Source organism: Nostoc sp. (assembly GCF_036917355.1).
Lineage (GTDB): Bacteria > Cyanobacteriota > Cyanobacteriia > Cyanobacteriales > Nostocaceae > Nostoc.
Map to the genome: position 1 here is coordinate 42,810 of NZ_JBALDP010000084.1, position 21,447 is coordinate 64,256.

The following is a 21,447-nucleotide window of genomic DNA, read 5'->3' on the forward strand; positions in this document are numbered from 1 at the left end:
CTCCTCTGCTCCCCTGCTCCCCTACTCCCCCTTCCTCCCTACCCCTGCTCGTTCGTGTGCCAAGCTATCAATAGCATCACCCAAGGCAGTAGTCAGGTTATTGCGAGTTTGGGCGTGATTGTCCTGCTCAGTTTTCAAAGCTTGCAAGAGGCGATCGCGTTCTTTAATCGCGGCGATAAGTTTAGCTTGCAAGTCTTCCACAGATTTTAGCTGTTCTATTTCTTGTTGAATCGCTACTGGTGTCCCAGCAGCGAGTATGTCTACTTCAAAACCTTGGAGTTTATGCAGTTCTGCCTTGAGGGAGGCGATCGTCTGTTGAGAAAGTTGGGCATCTGTGCGGCGTTGTTCTGCTTCTGTGTTATAAAGCTGACGCCATTTTTGGGCACTTTCCCAAGCCGTATCGCGCTCGTGTTGCAGCTGTGCCATCTGCTCTTTGATTACCTGGATTTCTGTCAACCACTGTTGTGTTAAATCTTGATTCATAGATTAATAGTCATTAGTTAGGAACTTTCCACTCGGTATTCTTGCGGTAGAAAGATAGATGCGATCGCTACGCAAAATTTAGCACAGTAGTTAATAAACCCAACCAGTTTTAACTCTAAATTATGCCAAAGCCTCGTTTTTTTCGCTTCTTTGTCCATCTCAATTGGCGCACGATTAAAAAAACTTTTTCCAGGACAATCGAAAGGCGACTTTTTGGACTCGCCTCGGAAATCGCCTACAATGCAATGCTATCGCTGTTTCCAGCAATTCTTGCTATCATCACAGCTATTGGTTTATTGGCAAAATCTTTACAAAACACCTTTAAACAACTGGCAGTGCAACTAAGTCAAGTCTTACCGGAACAAGCCTTGGATTTGATTCGTGATTTTGCCACCACAGAAATTACCAACTCCAAAAACAGCGGTTTGTTTTCTCTAAGCTTTGTATTAGCAATTTGGACTGCTTCTGGGGCGGTAAATACAGCTATGACAGCTCTCGATCAAATCCATCAAATTCCTCCAGAAAACATCCGCCCTTTTTGGAAAGCCAAGCTCGTCTCTCTAGGATTAACGGTTGGTACTATGTTGCTTTTAGTATTGGCTTCTTTCTTAGTGTTTACTAGCGATTGGCTATTGGGAATGGTAGTACGTGAAAATACTTCTTTAATCTTTTTGTTACATCTTTGGCAGCTGTTACGCTGGCCTTTAGCTTTAAGCATTGTTGCTGTCGCCTTTGGCTTTGTCTATCGCTATGGGCCAAGCAAGTGGAACTCAGGCACGCCAATGATGCCTGGAGCAATTTTAGCAGCTGTTTTTTGGGCAATGTTGTCTGCCCTATTTCGGCTGTATGTGGCGAATTTTGGCAATTATAATAAAGTATATGGTGCTGTAGGAGCCGTGATAGTTTTAATGCTCTGGCTATCAATGAGCGCTGCTGTTCTGTTAATCGGCGATCAGTTGAACGTAACTGTCGGCGAAGATATGCGCTCAAAAGCCCAGTTAAAAGCCCAGCCACAATCGCAAGTCAAATATTAATTCGTAAATCCCTGAGAAAATGATTGCAAAAGCTCAGTAGGGGAGTAAAATATCTAACGATTCAATACAAAGTTAGCGATCGCCTCCATGCCTGATTCTCCTCCTCGATTTCCGATGATTGAACCTGATGCCAAAGCACCCACATTGAAGCGCCTGCGTCAGTTAAGTCGGCTGCTGGATAATGTTATTACCATTCCTGGTACAAAGATTGGTTTTGGTTTAGATCCAATTTTAGGACTCATACCGATTGGTGGTGATTTTTTGGGAATAATGTTTTCTAGCTACATCATTCTAGAAGCAGCACGGCTAGGCGTATCTAGAGCTACTCTAGGTAAAATGGTTTTGAACGTAATCATTGATGGCTTGGTAGGCGCTGTGCCAGTTTTGGGAGACTTTTTTGATTTTGCCTGGAGAGCTAATACTAATAATATCAAGCTCTTGGAAGAATACTTAAAGTTTCCTAGCGAGCAAAAGAGTGCAGACAGATGGTTTATCTTTGCCGTTTTGGTTGGATTATTGCTAATCTCCATTGTCTTAGTAGCATTGCCCGTGATTCTAATTAGAATCCTGTGGAGCGCCTTTACAGGCGGTTAAATTGTTTATTGATAAAAGAATGAAAGATTGGTGGCAAGCTACTTTTCCTAAAGGGCGGCAAAGTCTAGTTATTACTGATGCTAAAGGGTATCCTATACAAATTGCTTATGGCGAAAAAGGTAGAGGTAAACCGCTAATTTTGTTACATGGAATGGGGAGTTGGAGCTACAATTGGCGCCACAGTGTAGCAGCATTATCTAAACATTACCGAGTAATTTGTTTTGATGCCAAAGGTTTTGGTTTTTCCGAAAAACCATTGTCTCGTAAAGAACACAACGGTCATCAAGTTATTGAGTTTCAAAGAATTATTCAGGCATTATGTGACGAACCCGCAGTGATTGTGGCAGAATCTCTGGGGGGATTAGTTGCCCTTGCTCTTGCTCAAGAAAATCCGCAGTTAATCGGACGGCTTATAGTAGTAAACGTACCTGTTTTTGCAGAACAGCTACCCCATTGGTCTATGTGGTTGCTTGCCAAAACGCCCCTAGAAGTAATGCAAACAATTGACTCCTTACGTCTGGCATATTTGTTTGCACCTATATTTAGAGAAGTTATGGCAATAGAAAGACGTGGGGTATTATTCGATCCCTCAATTTTGACGCAGGAAGATATCTATTGGATAACTTACCCATTTACTGAATTGCCTGGTACGATCGCAAAAGTTGCCGAAGAGTTACAAATAGCCGCGCGAGAAATTGAGAATTGGCAAGCAAATAAACCCAATATGCTCACCAAAATTCAAAATAACCTGAGTGCAATTAAGTGTCCCACACTAGTTTTGTGGGGTGAGCAAGATAGTTGGTTTCCTGCTAGTCATGGTAAAAAATTACATCAAAATATCCCCAATTCCAAATTACAGATTTTATCTAACTGTTGTCATGATGCCTCAACTGGGGCTTCTGAAGTGTTGAATAAAACGATTCTTGAGTTTTTACAAGATACTAATTTCTAAAGAAGAATTCTGAATTCTGAATTCAGTAATCTTTTAGTAGGGCTATTAAATCCGGTGATTCAGACGTTCTCTACGTTCGCGCAACGTGTCGCAGACAGACGGTGCGCGTAGCTTGCTTTTGTGTAGGAGTCCTACTGTTGCGCTATATACCAGTTGCAAAAAATTCATTTTGACCCCTGAATCTTAGTGGTGCAGATACGAATACTTAAGTTAAAACAACAGCCTAAGCCAACAAACGATTACGTTGATTCACCAGATTCAAAGCCGTAAATGGTTCACCGTCAAATTCAATTTGCTTTTTTCGTTTACCGTGCTTTGCTAGATAGTCAGATACATTCATCCAACGGATTTGTTGGTCTGAAGTACGGATAACAAGCATCACCGGATAATTTTGGCTGTCGGGATGCCAGTATTCAGCGTGGCGTGGTTTAATATTGAAAATCTCTTTACCGTCTCTTTTGCGCTTAGATAGATATGAGTCTCCAGACTTAAGCTGCAAATAAACTCGCTTGCCGCTAGCTTCTCCTTGGTCGTTTTTGAACTCGATCTCACCATCAATGCCCCAGTCAGAGTTTGAGATTTGGCGAAAGATTTGTCCTGCTTCCCCAGCAATCGCATAAGCATGTCCCACCAAAATCAGTTCTTTGCTTTCGTTATCAATCCCGGCTTGGGATTGAGCTTCTAATTTACGGACTCGCTCTTGAAACTCCGGTGAGGCAAATTTTTCCTCAATTAAATCCCACAGGGGAACTCGCTGCTCACAATCGACGCAGAGAATGTCTTCTTTGCCTGCTTCTAAGCGTTTCTGAACCGTTTTGAGATTTTCGACAGGGGTGGCACAGTGGGGGCAAACATAGTGGCGATCGCGATGCACGTCCGTACCTTTTTGGAATAGGTGCTCATGGACGTATCGAATAAATGTGACTTTAGTATCGATGTGAATTTGAGGGTTACAGTAGACCATTAACTCTGCCGAGCCTTCCCGCTTCTTTGTCAACTTAAAGCCAATTTGCTGACCTGTGGGAGTTTTGAAGTCGGCGGCAAATTTCCAGAGACGGTCATTGTCAAAGGCTGACGTATGATGCAGGCGCACCACCAGGGTTGCATAAATCTCTTCGATCGCCCCCTTAAACCGATAGCTCACGATCGGGGCGGGATGATCTTCCAGGTCAGGACGTTCGCGTTTGAAGAATGACGGCAATACGAGTTGCCTTCCCTGTTCGGTTTCTTCTCTTAAGCAGATGCCATAATTCACCAAGGTTTGATGCATTGCCCGCAGTACAATGGCTTCGTCGTCAGGGGGTAGCCGCTTCATGCCTTGAAAATCCAAATTGGCATCGAGGATGTCTCGCTCTAAAATGCAGCCGATTTCTTCGGGATGTTCGCGAACCTTACGCACCAAGGCTGAGGCATAAGCGCTGATGCGTTCGGGCTGAAGCAGCACAAAATCGCCAAACTCAAGCTTCCAAACTAATCCTGGCCCAGCCAGCAGACCGACAACGGCCCGTAGTTCTTGAATCGTGAAGGATTCATGCGGCAGACGGAATTCAAGCTGCTGTTTGAGTTCCGCCATACGGAGCAGAACCTTATCTTCGTCCCTCAGCTTGATGATTTCCTCTTTGAGGGTTTTGAACGTCTGGGTAGTCGCTGTCCAGGGGATAGAATCCCAATCGATGTTTTCGATAATGGCCTGGAGCAGGCCGTCGCAACCAGCACCCGTTTGAGCACTGGTTTCCAGATAAGCCGCAAAGCCTCGCTCTTTTTGAAATTCCTCAATGCCCTTTTTGCTGACCATCAAGCCGCCTCGGTCACAGCGACCCGCAACCAGCAGCTTTTTGAAAGGGCGACGAGACGCTTTTTCTAAGTCGCTGTCCCACTGCCCTAGCCCTTCAAAGGGATTGTCTTGCTGGGGATTAAACACCATTACCGCTAGCTGGGTTTCATCCATAAATAGCTGATGGATAAGGCGATAGTCGGGCTGTCCGGCAAAGTCCCAGAGCCAAATCTCGCGGGCGGTATTTGGGGTGTTGGTGTCTTGGGATAGCTTGAACTGAGAAGCCCAGTGAGCATCAGTGGAGATTGTCGGTTCAAAGGTGTTACGGCTGAGGCGCAGAGCTAGCCCAGATTTGCCAACGCCGGTATCCCCCGCCAAAATAACTTTGGCATTGGTGTAGCGCGTTGCGAGAGTGGCTTCGCTCGAACTATCAGGCTCAGGTAGTTGCCAAATCCTCAGCGTTCCTTTCGAACTTGATATGACGGTCTTGCCATCGGCAGTAATAGCAACTGTCCACACGAATGCTATGTGGTCTGTAAACGTGGCTCGGCATTGTCCAGTAGCTAAATCCCAAACCTTGAGGGTATGATCCCCAGACCCCGATACAACGGTCTTGCCATCGGGAGTAATAGCAACTGCCTCCACACCATCCGTGTGGCCTTCAAACGTGGCTCGGCATTGTCCAGTAGCTAAATCCCAAACCTTGAGGGTATTATCCTGAGACCCCGATACAACGATCTTGCCATTAAGAGTAATAGCAATTGGGTACACTGTATCCGTGTGGCCTGCAAACGTGGCTTGGCATTGTCCAGTAGCTAAATCCCAAACCTTAAGGGTATGATCCTCAGACCCTGATACAACGCTCTTGCCATCGGGAGTAATAGCAACTGTGTACACATCACCCATATGGCCTGCAAACGTGGCTCGGCATTGTCCAGTAGCTAAATCCCAAACCTTAAGGGTATTATCCCCAGACCCTGATACAACGGTCTTGCCATCAGGAGTAATAGCAACTGCGTACACAGCAATCGTGTGGCCTGCAAACGTGGCTCGGCATTGCCCAGTAGCTAAATTCCAAACCTTGAGGGTATTATCCTCAGACCCCGATACAACGGTCTTGCCATCGGGAGTAATAGCAACTGCGTACACATCACCCGTATGGCCTGCAAACGTGGCTCTGCATTGTCCAGTAGCTAAATCCCAAACCTTGAGGGTATGATCCTCAGACGCCGATACAACGCTCTTTCCATCGGGAGTAATAGCTATGTATAGAATATTACTATCTTGTTTAAGAACTATTGGCTTCTGGATAATAGAGTCCATTGACAGAGCAGATTCTGATGGCTCAACTTCTCGCCCTCGGCATGTAGCTAAAAGCTTGTCGTAAGCCTCATCCGATGTATTGCGCCAGTCGATGTAGAGAAACTGGGCAATAATGTTGGGCGGTTCACAATCAGCAATCAAAATGGGAATGAAGCGACGTTGGGTATTGGTAGGATCGCGAAATAAAAGTGATAGGTGTTCTAGCTTGCCCCACTCAGATTCAAAGTAGTTAGGCGACATTCACATCAGTAGTGTGCGTGACTGCTTTACTCCCTGCTGAATCTTGAGCGATATTGAGTCTCCCGGTTCAATCACCCAGGCATCAAGCCATACCCGGACAGCATCGTTCTTTAGCCTCTCTGCCAGGTTATGAACAACAGCCTTGTCTTTTGTGCTATAGCTCAGGAAAACATCAAATGCAAACTGATTACTCATGGCTCAATTGGGCAGCTTGATAGAACTATCATCATGATGTTTGTTCTTTTACCAATGACAAAGCTGGTTCAGCATTTCAACTCTTCCAGTGCTGAAGCACGATTTTTACAAACCCAAAGATACGGCTCCTGCTTAAAGTTCATAAACAAGACCCTATAGCAATAGCAAATTTCCAAGAAAAACTTGCTCAATTAACAATAGCACGAGTGGCTGCTGCCACCCTGATTGCCATTGCCGTTGCTCTGGTTGTCGTGCGTGAAGTCCGGCGCAAAATGCTCGACTGGCATAGTCTGCGGGGATTAAGTTTTTTACAATTAGGATTACAGCGGAATTGGAGGCGTTTATGTTATCAACGCCTCCAATTCCGCTAGTAGCTACCTTACCTCGAAAGAGTCTTCCACCTGCCACTGCTTCACTAAAAAAACGATCGCAGATAGAGCAACAAATTGAGTTCTCTCGTGTTACAGTCTTCTCAACTTGAGACTCCAAAAACTTTTCTGCACCACTAAGCTTCTGAATCCTGAATTCTGGCTCCCGACTCCTGAATTCTGTTTCGATAAAAAGAGAGTGGGAGGAAGCATATCAGTCAGCTTTCAAACTCCCACTCTACCATTTGCTGCTGAAGCGAACAGGAATGTATACAGACGTTACCCGTTACTTGGGGGCTAATGCGTAGTTTAACAACAACGCCTGCACGCATTTAATATTCCTGTTGCAGCAAATGCCAAACCTAATTATTGAATTTATTTACTGAGATAAATACTCTGTAAATAATTGTTATAGATAGCTTTTTGTTTTTGTAACCCACTTAGTAAATAGTGTTTTACAAAAGGAATTGGCTTAGGTAGTAGCCCCTGATAATCAAACCCTTGAAGTCGTTTATCTTCATACAATTTAACTTGAATCATCAAAAGCTGGTTGCCATTTTGGCAAGTTTTTAAATTTCCTAATTTGCTCATATCTAACTTTTTAAAAGCGGTTTAACCGCTATATAGCGAATAAATTATTCGTACATAACAAGATTCCCGACTTCTTAAAAAAGTCGGGAATCTAAACCAAGCTAATTGGCAAAAAGTGTTAATTTAACGGGGTTTTACTTTACCGTAATATTAATACTGGCGTAAAATGGCAGACAATGAACTATTTTTACGAAGATCCATTAAGTCTGCTAAAGGTTCTGTGCGCGTATCCAGGTGGTGCTTGTGTTCTGCTGGAAGAACAGTTACCAGATGCTTTGTTTTAGGTTGCATCTGCATAAGGGGCATTAGTTGTGGCTGTGGCACAAAAATTGGCTGACTCTTGGGAAGATTTGGTTCCAATTTTTGGTGATGCTTCTGTGCCAAGCGTACCTGATGGCGATTAACCTGTTTTTGAACTTTTTGCGGTTGCTTGGTGCGGTTAAGCATTCGGAAAATCAGCAAAGAACCACCACCACAGCTGAGAACGATCGCAGCAATCATCCATAAAGGTGTAGGATTGCTATTCTCAGAGGGCGGACTGATTGGTTCTTCAACTATAACTGGGATTTTTTCTGGTTCTTCTTGTGGCACGGGGCCAGCATTACCTAAGCTATATAAGGCAAAGGCACCACCTCCCAGAAACATGGCTAAACACCCGGTTAACAATAGCCAAGGATGATGTGCAACCAGATATATCAGAACATTCGAGCTGTTTCTTAGTCTCGATTTCCTGTTTGTCAGCTCTGGAGTAGCCCTTTTTAATTGGGTTCGCTCGCGCTGTACACTCTGACTTTTTTCCATGATTACTTTCAGATTTGTACCCCTCTAGTCAATAAATTGTACTGGAGGAGTCAAGCATCAGGTATCCGTAACAAAGTTCAGATTTTAGTAGCTTTTTTGTAAAACATAAGCTACCAAATCTGGCTAATTTTTGCCAAAGTTCTGTATTTATTGTGACTTTTTACCGTAATAATCGGAAATCAGTTTGCTGATTTATTCTGTTAGCTAGGAGAATGCCTTTCAAGAGCAAGTTGAATTAACCGATCGACTAATTCTGGAAAGGAGACTCCACTATGGGCCCAGAGTTGGGGATACATACTTGTCGCAGTAAAGCCTGGTAAGGTATTGATTTCGTTAATAAATACTTCTTGTGTTGCTTCCACATAGAAAAAATCTACCCTTGCTAACCCAGCAGCGTCAACAGCAGCAAAAGCTTGCAAAGCCATGTCCTGAATTTGACGAGCGATCGCCTCTGGAAGCTGTGCGGGGATCAGTAAATCTGCCCGACCTTCAGTATATTTAGTTTCATAATCATAAAAATCGCTGTCATAAGTAATCTCTCCAATGACAGAGGCTTGGGGTTGCTCGTTACCTAAAACGGCACACTCGACTTCTCTAGCGACTACTCCAGCTTCTACAACTAGTCGGCGATCGTAACTGGCAGCACTATCTAAAGCAGCTTCTAATTCTTGGCGCGATCGCACTTTGGCAATACCCACCGATGAACCCAAATTAGCAGGCTTGACAAAAGCAGGATAACCTAATGCTGCCTCAATGTCATCACACAGTTTCGGAAATACGCAAGGATTAGACCAAACCTGCGCTCTAGTTACCGCCTTGTATTTTACCTGTGGTAATCCCGCTTGCTCAAAGGCAATTTTCATGGCAATTTTATCCATCCCCATTGCCGAACCTAACACCCCAGAACCGACAAAGGGGACTTGCATCAAAGTCAGTAACCCTTGAATCGTTCCATCTTCACCGTTGGGGCCGTGGAGAATGGGAAACCAAACATCTACTTGGGCAACTTGAGAGGGAGATTGCCACTTGCTCAGAGTTTGGGCTTGAGGGTTGGATGTCAGATTTCCTTCAGAAGTTGATGCTTCCGATTCCAGCAGCGGACTGCCGGTTGCTAAAACCTTTTGGGGTGCTTCTCCTGCCAGCCAGCGGCCATCTTTTTGGATGTAAAAAGGCAATATTTCGTACTTACTAGCATTTTCCCCTGCACTCAAGGCGTTAGCGATCGCCCCTGCTGATTTGATCGAAACTTCATGTTCTCCCGAACGACCGCCAAACAGTAATCCCACCCGCAGCTTAGTCATTTTCGGCTCCTCCACACTTCTCAAGCAGATAGCGTATCACAACCTACAAAAATTGCCATATTTTTCTATATTATTTTATCGAGGAAGGCCCCTCCCTCCAATTAAAACAATCGTGTTGTCAGCTACAGTAATATTCCAGGAAAATGGGCAACAATATTGATAACTAACTAGAAATGCAGCCCTACCTGTAAAAGATGCTGCCGTTTCATGAAACCCAGAATTATTGTTTGTGGCTTAGGACGTACCGGATATAAAACCTTTCGTCTGCTGAGACATCAGGGAGCCTTCGTTGTTGGTATTCATCACCAATCTATCCCTGGCGAAACAACAGGAGATGTGATTGTTGGAGATTTACAAGCAGCTTCTACTCTGACAGCAGCAGGCATTCAACAGGCGCACACTTTAGTCATCGCTGGATCTAAAGATGCTCTGAATTTATCTATTATGATGCAAGCGCGGGTGCTGAATCCCCAGATTCGGATTATCAACCGTTTTTATAATACAAACTTAGGGGAGCGCCTAGATCAAAGTTTGCCAGACCACTTGAGTATGAGTGTTGTGGGATTAGCAGCACCCGTATTCACCTTTGCAGCGCTGGGAAACCGAGCGATCGGACAAATCAAATTATTTCAGCAAACTTGGCCAATTCACGAAGAATACATCGATCAAAACCACTTCTGGAAGGGTCGAAAGCTCAGTGAATTGTGGTCAGACCGATCGCGGATGCTAATTTATTACTTGCCAGTCAAAGGTGAGATGGATTTGGTATCAGCTGTCATAGCTGGTCAAGAAATCCAAGTAGGCGATCGCTTAATTATTGGCACACAACCCCGCATCCGTTCTCCTCGGAGATCGTTGATTAGAAAACTGCTGAAAGTTATGACTAATTTTAGGCAGTTTCAGGAACACGGGCGATCGGTAGTGGTGGGTGCTATTGCACTATTGACGGTTATTGCGATCGCTACATTCACCTATATGTCGGCTGAGTTGAGTTTGTCTCCTGTGGATGCTTTATATTTTTCTGTAGGCATGATTACGGGAGCGGGTGGTAATGACAAAGTAGTAGAAAATGCTCCTAACAGTATTAAGTTATTTACTGTTGTGATGATGCTGATTGGAGCAGTGGTGATTGGTATTTGGTATGCCATGCTCACCGATTTTGTCTTAGGAAGCCGCTTTAAGCAATTTTGGGATGCAGCCCGAATTCCCCAGCGATCGCACTACATTGTCTGTGGCTTGAGCGGTATTGGGGTGAGAATTGTCCAGCAACTCCACGCCAGCGGACATGAAGTTGTAGTTGTTGAACCCGACTCCAACAATAAATATATCAACACCGCCCGCGAACTCGGTATCCCTGTGATTCAGGGCGATGCCAGCTTCCGTACAATACTCAAAGCTAGCAATATAGAATCTGCCGCCGCAGTGATGACTGTTACTAGCAATGATGCTACCAATTTGGAAATTGCCCTCAAAGCCAAAGGTTTGGCACCCAGTATTCCAGTGATTGTTCATTATGCCGATCCTGATTTTGCTGGCATAGCGCAACAGCTATTTGGCTTTGAGGCCGTACTTAGTCCGGCGGAACTAGCAGCCCCAGCTTTTGCCGCTGCTGCACTAGGGGGACGTATTCTGGGCAATGGCATCACAGCTGACAGTCTTTGGGTGGCTTTTGCGACTGTGATTACAGCTTCACACGTCTTTTGCGGTCAGTGGGTGAAAGATGTAGCGATGTCTGCTGATTGTGTACCTTTGTACGTAGAAACAAATCACCAAACCCTTCATGGTTGGGATTTACTAGAAACTAACCTCAGTGCTGGCGATGTTTTATATATGACGATGCCAGCAACGCGGCTGTATCAGTTATGGCGAGGCGAGCAAGTTTGCGAATCACACGCTTAAATAATTCGTAATTCGTAATTAATATACTGCTCCCCTGCTCCCCTGCCCCTCTGCTCCCCACTCCCATTTATTTGTTAACTACTCGTTGTTGATATTCTTGCTCAGTAATCATATCGAGAGTGTTCTCTAGGCGATCGACAAATACGATACCGTCGAGATGGTCATATTCGTGTTGAAAAATCCGAGCGATAAAATCGGTTAATTCTTGTTTTTGTAAGTTGCCTTGAGAGTCAGTGTATTCGACTTCAATAGATTTATAGCGAGGAACTAACCCCCTAATTCCAGGAACACTTAAACAGCCTTCCCAATCTTTGACAACTTCAGTTGAATGAGCAATGATTTTGGGATTAATCATCGCAGTAGGCTCCATTTCCGGGGCGTTGGGATACCTGGCATTAGGACGGGAAGCCACAATAAATAAACGATAGGATTGTGCTACTTGAGGCGCAGCAATTCCTACACCGTTAGCCTTAGCAACAGTGGCGATTAAATCTTCAATTAATTTTTGGATCTGCTCATCTTGAATATTTTCAACCCAAGCAGCTTTTTGGCGCAATGTTGGATTGCCTAATTGAATTATTGGCGCTAATTCAGTCATGATAAAACTCCTTTAAATAATGGGGAGTAGCGAGTAGGGGAAGAAGAACTATTTACAAATGACGAATGACGAATGACAAATGACAAGTATTATCCTTCACGTCTGACTGGCAAAGGAGCAGGTTGAACTCCTACTTGGACAATTTGCCCATTGCGTTCCACTTCTATGGGTAATTTAGTACCGATTTTGCTCTTTTCTACTAACTTTTGTACTTCTTCAATTTTAGTAACCGGCTGGCTGTTAATGCTTTTAATCACATCACCGACTCGTAGTCCAGCTTCAGATGCAGGCGATCGCGGCACAATCTCAACCAGCAAAACGCCTTCATCTGCTGTAAGATTTAAGCGATCGCCTGCGACATTTTTGATTCTTTCTTTATTTTCTGGTGTCAATGTCACCATCTGCACACCCAAATAAGGATGATCCACTTTACCTTTAGCGATTAATTCTTGGGCAATTCTTTGCACGGTGTTAATGGGTATAGCAAATCCCAAACCTTGAGCGCCTCGGATAATCGCTGTATTCATTGCAATCACTTGACCGCGAGCATTGAGCAATGGGCCACCAGAATTACCAGGGTTAATTGCAGCATCCGTTTGGATGTAATCAACCCGCTTGTCACTAGCACCGATATCGCTACTAGAACGCCCTGTAGCACTAATAATTCCAGATGTGACAGTATTATTCAAGCCTAAGGGATTACCAATGGCAATTACAGCCTCTCCTGGTTGCAAGGCATCGGAGTTACCTACAGCTAGAGTTGGCAGATTATTCGCATTAATTTTGATCGTTGCCACATCCGTTACTGGGTCTTCACCCAAAACTTTCCCATCAAAAGTCCGGCCATCTTTGAGTATAACAGTCACTCTATCAGCACCATCTACCACATGGGCGTTGGTAACAATTTGACCAGAAGAGTTAATAATAAATCCAGAGCCGCTACCGCGCTCTACCCTTTGTCTAGGCTGTGGGCTTCCCTCTCCAAAAAACCGCCGGAAAAATGGATCGTTAAATTCGTCTGGTACGCGAGAAGTGATTGTTCGGGAAGAATCAATGCGAACTACCGCAGGCCCCACCTGTTGCACTACTTTCACTACAAAATTAGGATCTCCAGACGAAGAGAAAATCTGCGGGGGGACAATTACCGGATTAGGTTGTGTTGTGTTTTGGGCTTGAGTATCGCTTTGCTGATTATCAACAGTCTTAGCAGGTAGAAGAGAGCAGCTCCCCAGGAACACCACTGCTAACCCGTATGAGAGCATCCATAACCTATGGGGTAAGCCCCTGGTTTCAATCTTTTTGGGCGCTGAGTGATGGTTTGTTATCTTCATGTGTCGTTGCTTCTCCCTTGTCAGTCCGTGGATGTTAGGATCTTGCCTACTGGGTATGTCCCAAAATGATTACAACTTAAAAGCTTATTTTAGGTCTAGCGTGTCTCAATGCTAAATTAGTGCTTTCTCTTCTATTGTGACGATTAGCAGCAAAGGTGGTGGATAATGGAAATTCCCATAGAAAGTCTGTGGAGTCAGGTACTAGAGCGCCTAAAGCTTGAACTATCCCGACCTACCTTTGAAACTTGGATCAAAACTGCTAGTGCAGAGCGATTAGAAAATAATTGTTTGGTTATCCGCACTCCTAACCCATTTGCTCGTAATTGGTTACAGAAGTATTACATCAATACTATTGCTCATGTAGTCCAAGATATTCTCGGTCATCCCGTGGGAATTTACATTACGGTTGCTCAAGGTGATGAAGTTTCTCATTTTAGTGAACGAGAGGTTGCTTGGGAATCACCAAATTCCAGCAGTATTTCTGAACCTGTTCCCGATCGCAATCATAAAACTACTGATTTAAACTCTAAATATGTCTTTTCGCGATTTGTAGTTGGTGCTAACAATCGCATGGCTCATGCTGCTTCTTTGGCAGTTGCAGAATCTCCAGGTAAAGAGTTTAATCCTTTGTTTTTATGCGGTGGTGTCGGCTTGGGTAAAACTCATCTGATGCAAGCTATTGGTCATTATCGCTATGCAATTTCTCCTAATTGTAAAATATTTTATGTTTCTACTGAGCAGTTTACTAATGATTTAATTACAGCCATCCGTAAGGATAGTATGCAAAGTTTTCGAGAGCATTACCGGGCGGCTGATGTTTTATTAGTTGATGATATTCAGTTTCTTGAAGGGAAGGAATATACCCAAGAGGAATTTTTCTATACTTTTAATACTCTACATGAAGCTGGTAAACAAGTTGTCATTGCTTCCGACCGTCCGCCTAACCAAATTCCTAGCTTGCAAGAACGTCTTTGTTCTCGGTTTTCTATGGGGTTAATTGCCGATATCCAAAAGCCGGATTTAGAAACGAGAATGGCAATTTTGCAGAAAAAGGCTGAGGATGAAAATATTAGTCTTCCCCGCGACGTGATTGAGTATATTGCTTCTAACTATACTTCTAATATTCGAGAATTAGAGGGAGCTTTAATTCGGGCGGTGGCTTATATTTCTATTTGGGGTTTACCGATGACGGTGGAAAATATCACGCCAGTTTTAGAACCGCCTAATGAAAAAATGGCAGCTACCCCAGAAGCAATTTTAAAGGTGGTGGCGGATAATTTTGATGTTTCAATAGATGACCTCAAAGGTAACTCGCGACGAAGAGAGATTAGCTGGGCGCGTCAATTAGGAATGTATCTGATGCGCCAACACACAGCCTTAAGTTTGCCGAGAATAGGCGAGGAGTTTGGTGGTAAAGACCATACAACGGTAATCTATAGTTGCGATAAAATTAATCAACTCCAGGAGAGCGATCGCACTTTAGCACAAACAATCCGCCAACTGAGCGATCGCATCAATATGACTAGCCGTTCTCAAAAACCATCCTGAAAATATATTTTAAGTTTTCCACAAGCAGCAGTCTGAATTATGAGCTTTGATGGCTGAAGAATTAGTCAAGAATATTAAGTAACGTCTAAAAATTGATTAAATTTAACTGAGATTGTGCAAAAAACTGGGGAAAACTTGATATTCTACAGTGAAAATTTAATTGAGTATAATTACCTTGTGGAAAATTAGCTAGGTTTTTCCACAAGTTTTCCACAAGGTAAACTTGCCTAACTATGATTGCAATAGAAATTGTGGAGTTTTCTAGTAATCCGTTAAGTTTGCTGAGTTTGTAGTGAGTGCCGAGAATCTGGGAATTCCTGCAATTGTTCGATGAGATTCATACCCTTTATCTATCCATTTTTCTCCATCCTCCATAAATCATTATTATTTTTCTCTCGTTGTATGAAACCACCCTGCCTCTCACGGATGGGAGAGGGGCTGGGGGTGAGGGCAAAACGTTGTCACTAAGTGGGTTTAGCGTTCAGTTGACACCAATAGACCTCTTGCAAAAATATGTTTTTGCACTCTTAGGGAAAAGGGTAAAGGTTAAAGGGAAAGGATTTTGAGTTTCTTTATCCTTTTCCCCCGCCCCTTATCCCCAGAGGGGGCCCCACCTTCCCCTTTACCCCGACAAATGCCAAGAAGTCTAATGAGCAATACTGTGCCCCTACCGCCCGATCTATTTACCTGAAAATAGCTGTAGTGGTAAATATGTAGTGAAAACTGATATTTACCACTACCTAGCAATGTTCTTGCTAACTTACTGGCAAACTGGAATACAGATTTGAAACTCCGCTCCCTCGCCGGGTTCTGAAGTGCAAGAGAGTGAACCACCATGTTTTTCGGTAACGATTTGGTAGCTAATCGACAAGCCCATACCTGTTCCTTTACCCACAGGTTTTGTGGTGAAGAAAGGATCGAACAGGCGACGGCGAACAGGCTCTGGTATACTCATCCCATTGTCTGCAATCCGAATTTCGACTTGATGAGCATCAATTTGTGCAGTGTGAATAGTAATGGTTGGAGTTGTAATTTGTCCTTGATTGTCCGTTAATGACTCTTCCAAAGCATCGATCGCATTACTTAACACATTCATAAATACTTGATTTAGCTGCCCTGCATAGCATTCCACTTGGGGCAAATTACCGTAGTGTTTAATAAGCTCAATACCGGGACGATCTGACTTGGCTTTGAGGCGATGTTGAAGAATCATTATAGTACTATCAATGCCCTCATGAATATTAACAGCTTTAATTTCGGCTTCGTCCATACGTGAGAAAGTTCGCAGAGAAGCGACAATTTGCCGAATTCGGTCTGCCCCAACCCACATAGAAGATAGTAACTTCGGCAGGTCTTCTAGTACGAATTCTAGATCGATCGCCTCTGCTTCTTCCTGAATCTCTGGATGGGGAGATGGGTAATGTTTCTGGTAGAGTTCCAGCAGTCTTAGTACATCTTGGGTGTAACTGTTGGCATGGGTCAGATTGCCAAAGATAAAATTGACTGGATTGTTGATTTCGTGGGCAACGCCAGCTACCAGTTGCCCCAAGCTCGACATTTTCTCGGTCTGCACAAGTTGAGCCTGGGTTTGTTGTAGTTTATACAGAGATTTTTCGATTTGTTCGGCTTTTTCTCGCTCTCGCGTTTCGGATGCTTGCAAAGCTTCATTTTTAGTTTCGAGTTCTTGTGATTTAGCTTCCAGTTGTTCCGAGTAAGCTTGCAGGTTGGTGTAAAGACGGGCGTTGTCGATCGCAATCGAAATTTGTGCTATCAACAAACTCAGCACATTTACCCGTTCTGGGGTAAAAGCACCAGAAATGAGATTATTTTCCAGGTAAATAATACCAGTAAACTTGCCAGAGTGAATCAGCGGCAAACACAAAATTGACTTGGATTGGTAAGTGGTGATATGAGCATCAGCCGCAAAACGCGAGTCTTTAACAGCATTGTCTAAAACCAGATTGTTTCTGGTTCTTTCGACATAATTTAATAAGGCAACCGGGAGTAAGGGTGAATTAGTTTTATCCTCTGTGTTAACAACAACGCTAACCTCCTTACCTATAACTATTCCCGTCGCTTCTAACATCCATTGATTCTCGTGCTTGGTAATAAAGTAACCTTGTTGAGCGCCAGCATTCTCAATGACAATCTTCATCAATTTTTCGAGCAGCTGAGTTAGCACCATTTCTTCTGACAGCACTTGTGCAGCTTTCATCACTGTCATGAAGTCGAGAATATGAGCGCCTCCAGTGGTCGTAGAGCTTGTTTGAAGAGTGTGCAGGTAATTCGTTTCTATTTTTTCTGAATTTGATCGCAAAATTAATTGCGGATAGCGTGCTTCTAAATCTTTGACTTTAGCAACAGCACCCCAATGACTATAGGCGTAGTAAGCATTGGTCATATATGTTTGGGCGATCGCTTCTTTACCCCATGACAAAAAGAATTTGGCAGCGAGTTCGTGGGCGAGTGCTTCTTCATTGATATACTCGTTTTCTTTAGCGAGTGCGATCGCTTTTTCATACATCTCGATCGCTTCGATTTTTTCGCCTAAAACCCGATGCCGTTCTGCCTCTAACAAATAGAATTTGTGTAAATGATTCATTGGGGCATAATCCGCCCATTTTTGCATTTTTTCTTGATTAACTTGGACGCGATCGAGGATGGCTTTTTGCTCTGACTCTAAGCGATCGCGATAGACCGCTAGCCGTACTAAAGAATCATAAAAATTGAATAGAGGAACAAGGGGCATTCCTACCATTACATCTAAATACTTCTGGGCTATAGCGAGATTCTCAATCGCTTCCGAGTAATTTTCAAACCAATAACAAAGCAAAAATTTGTTCAAATATATGTAGCCAAGTCCCCCATTGTCGTTTGCTTGCTGGTGCAGTGGCAACCTTATATGTTCATCGCAGGCTTCACCCTTGAGCAGGCAGGGATTTTCATTTTTTCCCAGCAGATTTAAGGTAGCCTGCCAATAGATTTCTATATAATAAAGCGCTGTTTCTTGCTTGGTTTTATGAATAGCATCTCTGCTTCTTGCTATCTCTTTTTCAAGGACAGTTAGTTCTTTACCGCTAAAGTAAGCTAAACAGGAGTACTGGAATAGACTATATCCTGCATATTCTAAATCTCCTGTCTCCATTCCGCTAGAGTGACCTGACAACAAAGGCTCTAAGGTTTCTCTCAGATGCTCTTTCCAATGTCGGATAAATAGATTTACGATAAAAACTGTCTTGGCTTTGATTTCTTGAGCATTTAACTTTGACACTAGATTTAAAGCCAACTGACCAAATTTATAACCTGAATCAATATCTCCCACAATGGCACAAAGAAGAAAACCATAATTGGCATAAGCAAAAGGAGAAACGGCAGCATTACCATATTCGACGGATAATTGTACTTGTTTGCACACCGTCAAGGGCAAAAGTGCAGGAGCAACAATATATGCAGGAGCAAAGATACTTGACAAAAGTCTAATGGCTGCTAATTTATAGCGATCGCTCATTTGAGGTAGTTCAATTAAATCCTCAATTCGCGTTCCACTCAAAATTGCCGCAGTATCCGCCAATCCTTGCCCAATATCTGACGCGTTCGGTTCTTCAGGAAACTCCACCCCTAACAGCTTTAAAACTTGCAGTGCTGTGTTAACCGCTTCTAGTAGTCTGTTCTGCGCCATATAAGCTTGCATCTGGACTTCATACACTTTAATTTTGTCCAGTAGCGTCACAGCACAGTTTTGGACGATCTCAAACAATCTCTGCATTTCTGCAAAATCACCGCTCAAAAAAGCTGCCTCTGCCGCTTCTGAGTGTAGTGCTAATGTTAGGTCATATTCACACTTCCAGCTTTCTTCTGCTAACAGTCCCAAACCAACTTGCAAATATTTGATGGCGGAATCGTGAGCTGTGGCTGCTTTTGCTCTTTTACCTGCGATGAGGTTTAGTTCTGCAAGTTGATATTTTTCTGTTTCAGAGATCAGTAAATCAGTACCATAATTGAGTTGATTAACTAAAGCAAATATATTTTCTTTGCGTTCTTCTGGCGTCGTATTTTGCAGCAGTAATTGACCAATTTTCAGATGCGTTGCTTTCTTGCGATCGTCGGGAATCAGAGAATACGCCGCTTGCTGTACTCTGTCATGTAAAAACTTGTAATCAACCTTGACATCAGTTAAATTAATTCCGTCAGATTCTTCTTGACTAAACACTAAGGGAATTTTGTAATCCTGATTTAATGGCAGAATTAACCCAGCTTGTAGGGCTGACCACAATTGCGCCGCAGTGGTAAAAGAAGATACTTCGTTGACGATCGCTAATACATCTAAGTTAAAAGTATTACCAACACAAGCAGCCAGTTTAAGAACTTGTTGCGTTTCTAATGATAGTTTGCGAATATTTCTCGCTGTCAGTTCAACAACATTCAGGTCGGTAATGCCGATCGCTTGAATATGTTGGATATTCCATTGCCATACTCCTGAATGGAAGTCGTATGTTAGTAAGTCTTCTTGGTGTAGGGTTTTCAGCAGTTGTGTTAAGAAGAAAGGGTTCCCCCCGGTTTTGTGGAATAGTAATTCTGCTAGTGGCTGACTGTGTTCTATGTGATTCAATGTATCGCCAATTAACGCTTCCACATCCGTTAACTGCAATGATGACAAAACGATGTTATTCACCACCGCACCAGAAGATTGAATTTTGGATAAACTCATCATCAATGGATGGGTGGGCGACACTTCATTATCACGGTATGCCCCGATTAGCAACAAATATTTGCGCTCAGTATCCGTCATCAATAGCTCAATTAAGTTCAGTGATGCCGAATCTGCCCACTGCAAGTCATCCAGAAAGACAACTAAGGGATGGTCTTGGTTCGTGAATACCCCAATGAATTGCCCAAAAACGCGATTGAAACGGTTTTGAGATTCTGTCGCTCCCAATTGTGTTACAGGTGGCTGAGTACCAATAATGAGTTCGACTTCGGGGATCACATCAATAATGACTTGCCCATTTTCTCCCAACGCAGTTAACAATTTCTCTTTCCACCCTTGGATTTGGGCAACGCTTTCGGTGAGTAATTGCTGACTCAAAGATTGGAACGCCTGAATCAACGACGTGTATGGAATATTGCGCTTGAATTGATCGAATTTGCCTGCAATGAAATAACCCCTTGCCCCCACAATCGGTTTATGAACTTCATTGACGACACTCGTCTTGCCAATACCCGAATAACCAGAGACGAGCATGAGTTCGCTGCTACCACCTGCCACACGCTCAAATGCAGTCATTAATGTTGTTACTTCTGCTTCGCGTCCGTAGAGTTGTTGTCCAATCAAAAAATGCCCAGATTTGTCCTGTCTCCCTGGTACGAAGTTTTCAATCTTGCCAATCACTTGAAGTTGAAACAAGCATTCCTCTAAATCCGCTTTCAGTCCCCAAGCGCTTTGATACCGATCCTCTGCTGTTTTCGCTAACAGTTTCAAAATAATTGCACTAATCGCCTCTGGCACATCTTCCAGAACACGGCACACGGTTTCGCTACAGGGTGCGACTGGCATTTTGGCGATGTGACAGTGGATCAGCTCCATCGGGTCAGCAGCATAAAATGGCAGCGTGCCAGTTAGCATTTCATACAAGGTGACACCCAACGAATAAAAGTCGGTGCGATAGTCGCACACCCGATTCATTCTGCCTGTTTGCTCAGGCGACATATAGGCAAGTGTACCTTCAAGCAAATTAGGATTGCTCAAGGTGTGATTTTCTCGATCGAGGCGGGAGGAGATACTGAAGTCAATCAGTTTGATTTCCCCTGATTCGGGATTAATTAAAATATTGTGCGGCTTAATATCTTTATGTATAATTTTTTGGGCGTGTAGCTCTCCTAAAGTCTGTGCCAAATTAATCGCCACCTTGAGAAAAGTAATCAAGGTAGTTTTTTGTGTTGCAATCATTTCTTTGAGCAAGCACCCTGGAATATCTTCTAATACCAAAGCCAAACCATGCTGATAATTTTTTAACTCGTATGCTTTAACAATGCCAGGAATTCGCAGGGACTCAATGATTTGATATTCGTGGCGCAGTCGAGCAATATCTTCCAGGGGTGGATGTTCGCACTGAAGAGTCTTGATCGCCACAGAGACATTATCGGTTTCTCGCCGTCCACGATAAATGACGGTTTTACTACCGGAGTGAAGGGTTTCGAGGAGTTGATAACCAGATAAAGTAGCTGTCATTGTTTTCTCTTGCAATATAAGCATTCTTAATATGCCCATGCAAGTTTAGCTTTGTAACATCTGAGACAAAAAGAAGCATATTTTTACGATATTTTACATAAATATTTTGGAGCAAAAGTGTATATTATTACTTGATTTTCACGGTATTTTGCATGTTTTTGACCTGTAATGAAGTAATGCTTATCT

General features: G+C 43.4%; 13 protein-coding genes and 1 pseudogene. 6 read left to right on the forward strand and 8 right to left on the reverse strand.

Annotation, left to right across the window (positions count from 1 at the left end; genetic code table 11):
- Positions 1-21 precede the first annotated feature (21 nt).
- A complete protein-coding gene (locus V7K53_RS26725; RefSeq protein ID WP_335200528.1) occupies positions 22-483 on the reverse strand; it encodes a hypothetical protein in 462 nt (153 codons plus the stop codon).
- Positions 484-605: 122 nt separating this feature from the next.
- Between V7K53_RS26725 and V7K53_RS26730 the strand changes: the two genes are divergently transcribed.
- From V7K53_RS26730 to V7K53_RS26740, 3 genes are all read left to right on the forward strand, one after another.
- Complete coding sequence (locus tag V7K53_RS26730) at positions 606-1,517, forward strand: YihY/virulence factor BrkB family protein (RefSeq protein ID WP_335200529.1); 912 nt, start codon at positions 606-608, stop codon at positions 1,515-1,517.
- An 87-nt stretch (positions 1,518-1,604) separates the two neighbouring features.
- Positions 1,605-2,111 (forward strand): DUF4112 domain-containing protein, encoded by a 507-nt coding sequence (locus V7K53_RS26735; protein ID WP_335200530.1) that lies wholly within the window; start codon positions 1,605-1,607, stop codon positions 2,109-2,111.
- Positions 2,112-2,130: 19 nt separating this feature from the next.
- Complete coding sequence (locus tag V7K53_RS26740; RefSeq protein WP_335200531.1) at positions 2,131-3,063, forward strand: alpha/beta fold hydrolase; 933 nt, start codon at positions 2,131-2,133, stop codon at positions 3,061-3,063.
- A gap of 223 nt (positions 3,064-3,286) precedes the next feature.
- Here V7K53_RS26740 and V7K53_RS26745 read toward each other — a convergent pair whose 3' ends face one another.
- Together V7K53_RS26745 and V7K53_RS26750 are read right to left on the reverse strand one after the other, a co-directional pair.
- The gene (locus V7K53_RS26745) at positions 3,287-6,160 is read right to left on the reverse strand and encodes a DUF4365 domain-containing protein (RefSeq protein WP_335200569.1); all 2,874 of its coding nucleotides are present in this window, start codon (positions 6,158-6,160) and stop codon (positions 3,287-3,289) included.
- Positions 6,161-6,220: 60 nt separating this feature from the next.
- Positions 6,221-6,595, reverse strand: a pseudogene (locus tag V7K53_RS26750) (toll/interleukin-1 receptor domain-containing protein); the annotation flags it as partial.
- A gap of 206 nt (positions 6,596-6,801) precedes the next feature.
- Between V7K53_RS26750 and V7K53_RS26755 the strand changes: the two are divergent.
- Positions 6,802-6,966, forward strand: a complete 165-nt coding sequence (locus V7K53_RS26755; protein ID WP_335200532.1) for a hypothetical protein — start codon at positions 6,802-6,804, stop codon at positions 6,964-6,966.
- 738 nt (positions 6,967-7,704) lie between these two features.
- On the opposite strand, the gene V7K53_RS26760 is transcribed toward V7K53_RS26755, so the two are convergent.
- Both V7K53_RS26760 and V7K53_RS26765 read right to left on the reverse strand, forming a co-directional pair.
- Positions 7,705-8,355 carry a hypothetical protein gene (locus V7K53_RS26760; protein WP_335200533.1) on the reverse strand — a complete coding sequence of 217 codons (651 nt, stop codon included), beginning with the start codon at positions 8,353-8,355 and terminating at the stop codon, positions 7,705-7,707.
- 200 nt (positions 8,356-8,555) lie between these two features.
- Positions 8,556-9,656, reverse strand: a complete 1,101-nt coding sequence (locus tag V7K53_RS26765; protein WP_335200534.1) for a D-alanine--D-alanine ligase family protein — start codon at positions 9,654-9,656, stop codon at positions 8,556-8,558.
- 207 nt (positions 9,657-9,863) lie between these two features.
- Here V7K53_RS26765 and V7K53_RS26770 point away from each other — a divergent pair, with 207 nt between their 5' ends.
- Complete coding sequence (locus V7K53_RS26770; protein WP_335200535.1) at positions 9,864-11,555, forward strand: NAD-binding protein; 1,692 nt, start codon at positions 9,864-9,866, stop codon at positions 11,553-11,555.
- Between the two features lie 67 nt (positions 11,556-11,622).
- On the opposite strand, the gene def is transcribed toward V7K53_RS26770, so the two are convergent.
- Together def and V7K53_RS26780 are read right to left on the reverse strand one after the other, a co-directional pair.
- Positions 11,623-12,153, reverse strand: coding sequence for a peptide deformylase (gene def, locus V7K53_RS26775; protein WP_179068956.1), 531 nt, complete (start codon positions 12,151-12,153; stop codon positions 11,623-11,625).
- Positions 12,154-12,242: 89 nt separating this feature from the next.
- Positions 12,243-13,484: an HhoA/HhoB/HtrA family serine endopeptidase gene (locus V7K53_RS26780; protein WP_335200536.1), complete on the reverse strand. Its 1,242-nt coding sequence runs from the start codon at positions 13,482-13,484 to the stop codon at positions 12,243-12,245.
- A gap of 165 nt (positions 13,485-13,649) precedes the next feature.
- Here V7K53_RS26780 and dnaA point away from each other — a divergent pair, with 165 nt between their 5' ends.
- The gene (gene dnaA / locus V7K53_RS26785) at positions 13,650-15,032 is read left to right on the forward strand and encodes a chromosomal replication initiator protein DnaA (protein WP_335200537.1); all 1,383 of its coding nucleotides are present in this window, start codon (positions 13,650-13,652) and stop codon (positions 15,030-15,032) included.
- Between the two features lie 760 nt (positions 15,033-15,792).
- Here the strand turns inward: dnaA and V7K53_RS26790 are convergent.
- Positions 15,793-21,261 (reverse strand): trifunctional serine/threonine-protein kinase/ATP-binding protein/sensor histidine kinase, encoded by a 5,469-nt coding sequence (locus V7K53_RS26790; protein WP_335200538.1) that lies wholly within the window; start codon positions 21,259-21,261, stop codon positions 15,793-15,795.
- Positions 21,262-21,447: the final 186 nt, after the last annotated feature.